Annotated in this window: 11 protein-coding genes and 1 pseudogene; 9 read left to right on the forward strand and 3 right to left on the reverse strand. The window is 61.7% G+C overall.

All coding sequences use genetic code 11. The annotated features are described in order from the left end of the window. Positions 1-152: pseudogene (locus NKJ32_RS34475) on the reverse strand (protein-L-isoaspartate O-methyltransferase family protein); the annotation flags it as partial. A 342-nt stretch (positions 153-494) separates the two neighbouring features. On the opposite strand from NKJ32_RS34475, the gene NKJ32_RS34480 reads away from it, so the two are divergent. Both NKJ32_RS34480 and NKJ32_RS34485 read left to right on the forward strand, forming a co-directional pair. Next, positions 495-833, forward strand: coding sequence for a hypothetical protein (locus tag NKJ32_RS34480; RefSeq protein WP_352785429.1), 339 nt, complete (start codon positions 495-497; stop codon positions 831-833). Between the two features lie 9 nt (positions 834-842). Next, positions 843-1,406: an RES family NAD+ phosphorylase gene (locus tag NKJ32_RS34485; RefSeq protein WP_352785432.1), complete on the forward strand. Its 564-nt coding sequence runs from the start codon at positions 843-845 to the stop codon at positions 1,404-1,406. Between the two features lie 123 nt (positions 1,407-1,529). On the opposite strand, the gene NKJ32_RS34490 is transcribed toward NKJ32_RS34485, so the two are convergent. Both NKJ32_RS34490 and NKJ32_RS34495 read right to left on the reverse strand, forming a co-directional pair. After that, positions 1,530-2,678: an amidohydrolase gene (locus tag NKJ32_RS34490; protein WP_352785435.1), complete on the reverse strand. Its 1,149-nt coding sequence runs from the start codon at positions 2,676-2,678 to the stop codon at positions 1,530-1,532. 157 nt (positions 2,679-2,835) lie between these two features. After that, positions 2,836-4,020, reverse strand: coding sequence for a site-specific integrase (locus tag NKJ32_RS34495; RefSeq protein WP_352785439.1), 1,185 nt, complete (start codon positions 4,018-4,020; stop codon positions 2,836-2,838). A 186-nt stretch (positions 4,021-4,206) separates the two neighbouring features. Here NKJ32_RS34495 and NKJ32_RS34500 point away from each other — a divergent pair, with 186 nt between their 5' ends. The 7 genes from NKJ32_RS34500 to NKJ32_RS34530 all read left to right on the forward strand — a co-directional run. Further along, the gene (locus NKJ32_RS34500) at positions 4,207-5,334 is read left to right on the forward strand and encodes an RHE_PE00001 family protein (protein ID WP_352830368.1); all 1,128 of its coding nucleotides are present in this window, start codon (positions 4,207-4,209) and stop codon (positions 5,332-5,334) included. 92 nt (positions 5,335-5,426) lie between these two features. Continuing rightward, the gene (locus NKJ32_RS34505; protein WP_352785442.1) at positions 5,427-6,113 is read left to right on the forward strand and encodes an XRE family transcriptional regulator; all 687 of its coding nucleotides are present in this window, start codon (positions 5,427-5,429) and stop codon (positions 6,111-6,113) included. Continuing rightward, positions 6,114-6,722, forward strand: a complete 609-nt coding sequence (locus tag NKJ32_RS34510) for an RES family NAD+ phosphorylase (RefSeq protein WP_352785445.1) — start codon at positions 6,114-6,116, stop codon at positions 6,720-6,722. It begins immediately after the preceding gene. 223 nt (positions 6,723-6,945) lie between these two features. Beyond that, positions 6,946-7,458, forward strand: a complete 513-nt coding sequence (locus NKJ32_RS34515) for a tyrosine-type recombinase/integrase (RefSeq protein WP_352830371.1) — start codon at positions 6,946-6,948, stop codon at positions 7,456-7,458. 91 nt (positions 7,459-7,549) lie between these two features. Further along, positions 7,550-8,029, forward strand: a complete 480-nt coding sequence (locus NKJ32_RS34520) for a hypothetical protein (protein ID WP_352739856.1) — start codon at positions 7,550-7,552, stop codon at positions 8,027-8,029. A 96-nt stretch (positions 8,030-8,125) separates the two neighbouring features. Further along, positions 8,126-8,851, forward strand: coding sequence for a thermonuclease family protein (locus NKJ32_RS34525; RefSeq protein WP_352785451.1), 726 nt, complete (start codon positions 8,126-8,128; stop codon positions 8,849-8,851). A gap of 264 nt (positions 8,852-9,115) precedes the next feature. Further along, on the forward strand, positions 9,116-9,731 hold a 616-nt coding region (locus NKJ32_RS34530), incomplete at its 3' end, for a hypothetical protein (RefSeq protein ID WP_352830374.1).

A 9,731-nucleotide genomic window follows, 5' to 3' on the forward strand; every position in this document is an offset into this window, starting at 1 on the left:
AGATGCCGCGGCACTCGCCGCATCGCTGCCATCACCCGCTCATCGAGCGCCGCCTTGCCGAGTTCTTCGCTTGCAAGGTCGGTATAGATTGCAATCAACTCAACCATGTGCCTGCGTAGCACCGCGAGATGCTGTTCGGTCATTGGCTTCATGACGGTTGGGCTTTCTCAACCAGGCTCGCTGCCACGGATAGCGTTATAGCCCGTGTCACAGAAACGCCCGCCATCGTTTCCAGTTGCGAGTGTCCCCACGGCAAGCGGAGGTGATTTGGCGTTGCGTTTGGTGCGATCGGCGGCGACGACCGGCGAATTCCAACGGTTACGACATGGTTCCACAGATTGACGTTCGTGAAATCAATCTGTAATTTATCGGGGTGGAGTTATTTGCCCGATGAGCAAGAATGTCGTTTAGTTCCGGGCCAATCAGGTTCACTGGTTCCGCCGCGCCGGCAGGCGACGGCGCCCAGAGCTGCTTCGAGCAGGTAGGATAATGTCATGAGCACAGCGGTGGTGAGAATTCTGGATGATCTGCGCTCACGCGGTGGACTTCAGGGCAAGGACATAGCCAACATCGTTGACGTGTCGACGGCGACCGTATCGCGGTGGTCTCATGGTAACGGTTCCCCAAATCTGCGGACCCAGACGGTCATCGCGGATCTGCGCTACGTCGTCGAGCGCCTGTCTGATTTTTACACAGCCGACGAAACGCGGCTTTGGCTGCATTCGCGTCATCCGCTCCTCAACAATGAGCGTGCCATCGATCTCATCAATGCGGACCGGACGCAGGAAGTTCTGGCTGTAATTGAGCGGCTCGACGCCGGCGCATACGTCTGAGAGTTTCGGGTGGAGCGGCGAGCGCGCGATCCGGATCTGCTCGACGCGCTCGACGCTCATGCCGGCGTTTCGTTTGAAGGTGAAGTGTGGCGTATTGTGCGGGAAGAGCGGGAGCCTCTACAGGGCTATCCGTCTCGCGCTCGATGGGATCCGGGCACCTTCGATGTCCTTTACACCTCGCTCGAGCGCGAAGGCGCCCTAGAGGAGATCCACTTCCACCTGAGTCGGCAACCTGTCTTTCCCTCAAAAATTCGGTCGGTTCTCCACCGGATTTTGGTCCGCACCCAACGAACGCTGAGGATAGCCGATCTTGCTGCATTGGAAGCTCTCGGAGTCTCGCCCGAAACCTATGGATCGCTGAGCTACGAACGAACGCAGGAGATCGGGGATGCGGCCGCCTTTCTCGGCTTCGACGGCATCTTGGCGCCGAGTGCACGCTGGCCATGTCAGAACCTGGTGCTCTTCACAGAGCGGTTTACTCCAGCCGATTTAAGGGTCGTCAACTCCGAGCCGGTTGATTGGGCAGACTGGCGCACTCGCAGAAACGAACTCAGACGAACGAACGATCGTTGAGGTAAGGGAGGATGCCGAGTGCTGCGGTCGTGGGAGTGGACGCCCCAGTCATTCACGAACCGGCGACGTCATTAATATCCCGGCTGAGACCGAGCTTTTGCGCGCGGCCAGCCCGGGAGCCAATCACCCCAGAAGGTTGCGAGCCGTGCGCATGAATATTCTGGATCCGATCGGGATCAGGTCGTCTGGAAAGTCATAGTCGGGGTTGTGCAGCGCAGGGTACCGCTCGCCGGCGCCGAGGAAGAACATGGCGGACGCCGCGCTATGGCCGAATAGGCCGAAATCTTCCGAAGCGCGCATCGGCAGGGCTTCCTCTGTGCGTGGCACGCCTTCCTCGTCGAGCGCTCGCTGCAGATGTTCCACGGCATCCGGGGCGTTGACGCTGGCAACGAAGATCTCGTGATAGTCGTAGCGGGCCGAAAGACGATGCTCTCCAGCAATCTTTTCCACCAGCGCTTCCGCGGCGGCGCACAGGTCCGCCATGCGCTCATCGCGCCTTGTGCGCAGCGTCGCCCACACTTCAGCATTTCCCGGCGCAATGCCGAACACAGCTTCGCCCATCAGGGCATGGGTGACGGTCACCATACTGAAATCGTCGTCAGCGAAGGTTCCGCGCCCGAGCGCGGGCAGTGCCGGCATCAGCTGGCTGACCGCCATCATTGGCGAGACACCCGTTTCGGGCATCGACGAATGCGCGGTCTTGCCCTCCAGCAATATTCGCATGCCGCGTGAAGCACAGTTGACCACGCCGGGTTTGATACGCACCTCACCGAACGGCACACCGGGCATATTGTGCAGCGAGAAGGCCAAATCCGGCGCGATCTCGGAAAAGCGCGGATCGGCGACGACGCCGGCCGCGCCATTGCCGGTCTCTTCCGCCGGCTGGAACATCAGCACGACGCGGCCGCGGGCAGGTCTTTCGCGCCCGAACTGGCGGCCAAGTGCGGCGAGGATCGCGGTATGTCCGTCATGGCCGCACATATGCGACTTTCCCGGTACGAGCGACGAATGAGAAACGCCTGAAAGCTCATAAATCGGAAGCGCATCGAGTTCCGACCGGAACAGGACTGTCGGACCGGCTTTGCCGCTTTCATATACCGCCGCCACACCGTGGCCGCCCAATCCGGTCAGCACCTTGTCCGGCGCTGTGTCGGCGAGGAAGTCGACAACCTCGCTCGCGGTTTTCTCTTCCTCATTCGAGATTTCCGGATGCTGGTGCAGCCTGCGGCGCCATGCCGTCAGCTCGACAATGTCTCGATTGGTCAGGGTCATGTTTTTCCTGCTCCGCTTGGCCCAAGAGCAATTCCAGGGAACGTGTGAAACGGTTTTCCGTTCGGAATTGCGTCAAAACAAAGAGATAGAGCGGCTCGGCGCTTCTATCAAAAACTAACCGCTCTAGCCTAGGACCAAGAGCATCTCATGCCCCTGGTCAGGCAAGAACCCGCGCCGCGCGCCCAAGCGTCCGTTCTGCGTCGTTGTAGTAGTTCGAGGCCTGTTGCACCGAGCGATGCTGCGACTGCTGCATGGCTTCCTGCAGCGGAATGCCGCGACGGGCTGTTTCGGTGAGATAGCCGGAGCGCAGGCCGTGGGCGGAGAATACTGCCGGATCGAGGCCGGCCTCGGCGATGCGGCGCTTCAGGATCAGATTGACGGCCTGCGGCGTCAGGGCGCGTTTTTCGAGATTGCCCCAGCGGTCGATGCCGCGGAAAACGGCGCCCTCCGATATTTCGGCACGCTCCAGCCACGCTCGCAGCACCGTCACCGGCCGGCCAACCAGCAGCACGAAAGCGGCGCTGTCGGCCTGTGTCGTCTTGGTCCGGCCGAGCCGGATCGACAGGCACGGCAGTTTGTCGCCGTCGGGAGCTTTGGGATCGGCCGGCACCGGGTCTTCTTCGATGATCTGCTCGGTCCTGAGCGAGGCAATCTCGCTGCGGCGGCGGCCGCCGGAGGCGAAGGCGGTGATGAGAACGGCGCGGTCGCGGAGGTTGACGAGACGGTCGCCGGCACAGGCTTTCAGGAGGGCGGTCAAAATGTCGGCGGTCACCGCTTTCTTGCTCTTGCGGCCGCGCGGGCGGGCGCTGGCGCGCACCGCCAAGTTTATCGCGCTCTGCAGACCCGGTGCGTTGAACTTTCCATGCAAACCGCGCCATTTGGTCAAGGTCGACCAGCTCGATAGGCGCCGGCGCACGGTCGCCGGCGCATGCGGGCCGTCGCTGCGCAACAGTCCTTGCGCCCTCAGCGCGGCTGTTACGTCCCCGGGCATGCCGTGCGCCGGATCGGTTTCGCGTTTCGCAAAATCCCACAGATGGTGCGCAACGAATTTGATCAGCAGTGCTTCTGGCGCCGGCCAGGGCAGCGGCTGTCCGGTCGCGGCAAAAGACCACGCCTCGAGGTAGCCGAGGTCGGAGGCGAGTGCCCGCAGAGAATTTGCACCGATGCCTTCTCTGGCGAGATGGCGCAGGGTTGCGACGTCGTCATCGGTTAAAAGGCCGGCGAGAAAATCGCGGCGGTCGAAAGGCAGCACGGAATCGAGCGCGTCGAGGGCTTCGGCGCGCCGCGCCACGAGTTCGGTGCTTTGGCGGCCGCCGGCGCGGGTAGGGGGCGCTTCTGGCATCGAGGGAACCTTCCGGGCGTTTCTGGGCCGTTGCGGCCGTGCTTGGCGCCGAATCTAGGGCCTTTGCGCCGCCAAAGCCATCACTATCGATAACAGGTGATTATCGATAGTGAGAACGACGCCAGGGAAAATCCCCTGCAAGTCAACCTAACAGCCGGATAGCTTGACTAACGCGAATCAGGCATCATGAAAACAATGACTTACGACATCGGCGATTTGTCCCTGAAAACCCTCTTAGGGCCGGTTTCCCGCGCAACCGAGGTTTCGGCGCGTCTTGACGAGCGGCTGGCCCGTTCGCCGATCCGCGACGGCTTTGTCGAGCGCCAAAACTTTGCCGACGCGGCTTCCGCGCTGTGGCTCGAGGGCGAGCTCGTCCACCTCGAGGACCTCGTCCTGCACGACGCCCATATGGACATCCGCACACCGACCCACGAACTCACCCGCGCGCATGCGGTGCTGCGAACCCGCCGTCGAATTTTGTCGCAAAAGCCGGACTGGGCGCTCGGCCGGGAAGGTTTTTTGGCGCTGACCGGTCGCGGCGGCGCGATGCCGGCATCGGGGCCGAAAAGCCGGGACGGGGAGGGGGCTGGAACTGCCTCTGTGGAAGACGACGATCGCGATGACGCTGAGGCCGATCTGGTGGCGGAAGAATTTGCCGAGATCGATGCTGTCCTGGCGCGCTCGTCGAAGATTCTGAGCGGCGCCGACGTGCCGGCGAAAGCGGCGCGCCCGGACGACCGGCCGGACCTGATTTACGATCCCGACTGGAATGAGGAAGAACGGCTGGCCGAATGGCACGCTGTGCTCGCGGAAACGCGGGGGCAACCAGTCGTCCTGCGCGCGGCGATCCTGCTCGAAGCCTGGTCCGACATCGAGGTGCTGCAGCATGCCACGTGGCTCGGGCCGCTGCTCGTGGCTGCACTGCTGCGACAGGAAGGACTCGCCGCCCACCATCTCGCTTGCATTCATCTCGGCGCGAAAAACATTCCGCGCGAGCGGAGGCGGGCGCGCAATCGCGGCGATCGGCTGCTCGCCTTGCTCGATGCCATTCACGACGCAGCAGTGGCTGGCCTGAAGGAACACGATCGGCTGGTGCTGGCAAAAAGCCAGATGGAGCGGCGAGTCAAACAACGGCGCGCCAGCTCCAAACTGTCCGACCTGGTCGAACTCGTGCTGTCGCGGCCACTCGTCTCGGCTGGCATGATCCAGGAGCGGCTAAAAGTGACAAAACAGGGAGCGCTCAATCTGGTCGGCGAGCTTGGCCTGCGTGAGATGACGGGGAGGGGAAGGTTTCGGGCCTGGGGAATTGTTTAGGTCCGCAGCCATTCGCGCCAACTTTACGAAATTATCGAACTTGACGAACTTGCGATCTGCAACCATATTGTTGAGAGCAGGAGGTTGTCATCATGGCCGCTCCAAAACGCAGCAATCATAGCGGGACCGCATCGCAGGCGGGAGTCGCCGCCCTGAGCTTCACCACAAAGCTGCCGGCACAGGCAGACTTCAAGAAGGTATTGCTCGAACGCTATCAGGAAGCGATCGCACGCAGCCGCAAGATCGGCCACCGCGTATCGTTCCGGGTAGAGGTCGATCCGGCGGCTGATGCGCAGACGATCACGCCGGTCGAAGAGCAACCGATCGCTTCAGACGATACCTTTCCCGTCGAGGACACGGGCATGCCCGATGCCGATCTCGAGGCGGCTCTTGCCGGAGCGCGCGCGCGTGGCCGCAAGCGTGTCGCCGAAATTGTCGCCGGCGAGGACATGCTGAGCGCGGATGCCTTTGCCAAGCTGCTCGGCACGTCGCGCGTGACGGTCAACGCCAGGCGGCAAAGCGGACAGGTGCTCGGGATCGATGGCGCCAAACGCGGTTTCCGCTTTCCTGTCTGGCAACTCGATAAGGACGGTCGTCCCTTCGGCGCATTGCCGGCGCTGCATGCCATGTTGGGCAATAGTGCCTGGGCCGTCTATCGGTTTTTGGTGTCGCGCCATGGCGTTCTTGATGGGCGGACGGGCCTTCGAGCCCTTCAACAAGGCGATGACGCCTCGGTGTTGGCCGCGGCGGAAGGCGTGGCCCGAGGCGATTTCGACTGAATGCCCGGCGTTCCACCTCCACCCGATTTTGGGCGCGCAAAGCTCGAAATCGAGACCATATCGCCGGGACGGCCATTCGGCCGGATCTACTGGAGCACCTATCCCGATCCGTTGGGATACGGGAAGTCGCCGAGCCGGTTCAGCGATCCTCGACGCCGCGTTGACGCCAACCGGTTTGGCGTTCTTTACCTCGGTGACTCCCTGAAGGTGTGCTTCCTAGAGACCGTGCTCCGCGACCGCCGCGAAGGGCTTCTCGACGATCTTCCAATAGAGGAGGTGGAGCTGACCCGTCGGCGCTACGCGGAGATCGCGACCACGACAGACCTACGCCTGGTCGATCTCAGAGGCGACAATGCCGTTCGGATGGGTGTGCCGACCGATGTCGTTCGGGCGCAGCGCCAGAACCTGGCACGCCGGTGGTCACTGGCGTTTCACGAGCACCCATCTGAGCCCGACGGGATCATTTATCCCTCGCGCCTCAACGAGGCGACCAATCTTGCCATTTACGATCGCGCGGTACCGAAGCTTCAAGCGAGGCGTGTTGTGACCCTTCTCGGCGCGCGAGGGCTGGCTCAGGTTCTGGAGGATTTCAGGGTGGGGTTGGTGTGAAGATGTAGCTCGTATCCGTATCGCTTGGCGAAGATGGCTGTAGCGCCAGAATCGTCCACTAAGCCGGAGCAACGCAACGACCGGTGTGGGGCCGGGGAACGAACCCGCTGCGCGGGAGGGGCGCATGGGGTGAGGTAGAGATCATGAACCGGAGGTCGCGCTCGCATTGAGGATGGTTCGGCAGCGGCAGAGCATCACGGGCTTTTCAACAACGAGCCTGACCATGCACCCTCCCATTCTCGATGCACCTATCAGCCCGCTGCGCCAGCGGCTGATCGACGACATGAACTTGCGGCGTTTCTCACGGCAGACACAGCGCAACTATCTCCGCGATATCGGACGCCTGGCGACGTTCCTTGGGCGTTCACCAGACACAGCGACCACCGACGACCTGCGCCGGTTCCAGATCGAGCAGCAGGACGACGGTGTTCCCGTGCCGACGATGAACAGGATCGTGTCGGCGCTGCGCTTCTTCTTCACGCACACGGTCGATCGTCCCGATCTGGCGCGCAAGCTCGTTCGTCTGGCGCACCCGCGCAAGCTGCCGGTGGTACTGAGCCGCGACGAGGTTGCCCGGCTGCTCAACGCCACCACCTGCCTCAAGCACCAGGCCGCGCTGTCGGTCGCCTATGGCGCGGGCCTGCGCGTGGTGGAGGTGTCGACGCTGAAGGACGTCGACAGCGAGCGCATGCTGTTGCGCGTCGAACGCGGCAAAGGGGGGCGGTATCGCAGCTAGCCGCAGCATGCTGTGAACCGTAGCAAAGTGAAAAACAAAACCCTGGACTTCTAGGTCGGACTCGCCCCAATATTTGTTTGGGGGAATTCACATGAAAATTGGAGCACTCATCGCAAGTGCAGCCCTGTGCGTCAGCGGCTGCTCTACGAGCGCTGTCGTGTCGGACAGCGATCTCACGGCAATGAATACCGTTGCGCTGTGTCACGTTCTCGCCAGCAGCACGGACGAACAGTATCGTAGTCGGGTATCGGCCCTTCTAGTGCGCAGGCGCGCAACAGCAGAGAAGTGCACCAGGCTTGTGCAAACCGACAATGCTGTCGCGACAGGCATAGCGGTCGCGGCTGTCGGCGGCGCAGCTGTGGGTGTCGCTGCCAACAACGGCTATGGAGGCGGAACATATTACCGGCCACCGCCACCACAAACCTATGGCGTCGCGTGGGACCAATTCTATGGCCAGAACTACAGCGTCATCTGGCGCTGCCGCGACCGGTCCACCGGGCGGTTCGTTGACGACTACTATTGCGCCGGCCTGCCCATGGTCGACAGCGCATGGCCGGGCTGGTCGGCGTAGCGGATGAGCAGGCCATACCGCAAATATCGATTCAATCGGTGGCAGAGACCCACCGGTGCCAAGCTGTGGCGGCGCCAACTTGCGAGCGTGCCGGCAATGCTCGGTCTTACGGCAGCGGCGGCAGTGGCTGCCTTCCTGGCGCCGTCGGGCGCGCGACGTAGCGACGATGCATCAAAGGCCAGCCCACGAAGGGCGGCGCCCGCCTCGCTTACCGGTGTCGCTTCCGTCATTGACGGCGATACGATCGAAATTCACGGCCAGCGCGTCCGTTTCAACGGCATCGACGCGCCAGAGAGCCGGCAGCTGTGCCGCGATGCGAATGGCGCTGAGTATTCTTGCGGCCGGCGATCGGCCGAAGCGCTGGACACTTTCCTGGCCGCGTCGAGGCCGCTCGAATGCACATTCGTGACGTGGGACCGCTACCACCGCTTTGTCGGCGATTGTCGGCGCGCTGACGGCGCGGGCGTAGCCGCCTGGATGGTCGAGCACGGCCAGGCGCTGGATTGGCCTCGCTATAGCCAGGGCGCCTATGCGGGCCAGCAGGCGCAAGCCCAAGCCTCAAAGATCGGCCTGTGGGCCGGGACGTTTCAGGCACCCTGGGAATGGCGAGCTGCGCACGCCGACGGCGCGGCGCCGTCGAGCCGCCAATGGGGCATCATCAGCCGTAAGCTGGTCGCGCAGAGCGGCTATTCTTGCGAGCCGCGGAGAACGTGCAAGCAGATCGGTTCCTGCGACGAAGCCAACTGGTACCTGCAAAACTGCTCATGGGGCGGAAAACTCGATCGCGACAAGGATGGGATCCCATGCGAAACACTCTGCTAGCTAAAATGTAACGGAGTAAGCGCGCTACGGCCTGTTCGGCTTTCCGCTTACACCGACCCAACGAAGACCATGCATGGGCGGCGCGGTCTGCTAGACCCCATTTTTTGACGAGGTATTCTATATCTGAAGGGCAGAAAAAGTTGTTGCGGCAATAGAGAGAAGACGCCTTAACTAAGACTTTCAAAATCGTTAACATAGTTATTTTTCAGTGTATGCTGATAGGCGATCAAGGCGTGATGTTGCCCTGTCGGGGGGTCGAGTAAAATGCAGACTGTGATGAGTCAAAAGCTGGCAAGCTATGGCCAGTGGACCTACCGTGGTGCCTGGGCCCTAGAGATCGCGGCCGCAGCGATTGGGCTTACGACAGGTGTAGCATTAGGCGTACAAGCGTTTTCTGCAAGCGAGTCTGTCACTGCAATGGATTTGACGCTCGCCAGTGCACCCTTTCTCATGGTGGCAATCGCGGAGCTCACCAAGATACCGATAGCTACACTGCTTTTCAGCGCGTCTTGGCTCTGGAAGCCCATTATCTTGGTCTTCCTCCTGGTTCTTGCAGGCATCACTTTCGAAACTGTCTTCATGGGAATGGAGAGGGCAGGCGCATTGCGTCAGCTGCGTTATGAGGAGCTCGTAAACAAAATTGATGCCCTTGAGCAGGAAGCGACAAAGCTCGCCTCTGCTGACGAACTTGGTCGAAAAGCCGATCAGGTCGATCAAGCCCGTTCCGAAATTGAGCAGCTGACCTCTCTTGCGGAAAAATCGCGTGCGACCTTTCAGTCGCAAATTGCCGAGGCCAATGCGGAATTGGAGGGAACGACAGCCCTTACTCCAGAGGCCTCGCGTGTTCGCGATCAAGTGGATGAGAAAAACGCGGTTCGAT

The organism is Mesorhizobium sp. M0159 (assembly GCF_040322295.1).
In the GTDB taxonomy this organism is placed as follows: domain Bacteria; phylum Pseudomonadota; class Alphaproteobacteria; order Rhizobiales; family Rhizobiaceae; genus Mesorhizobium.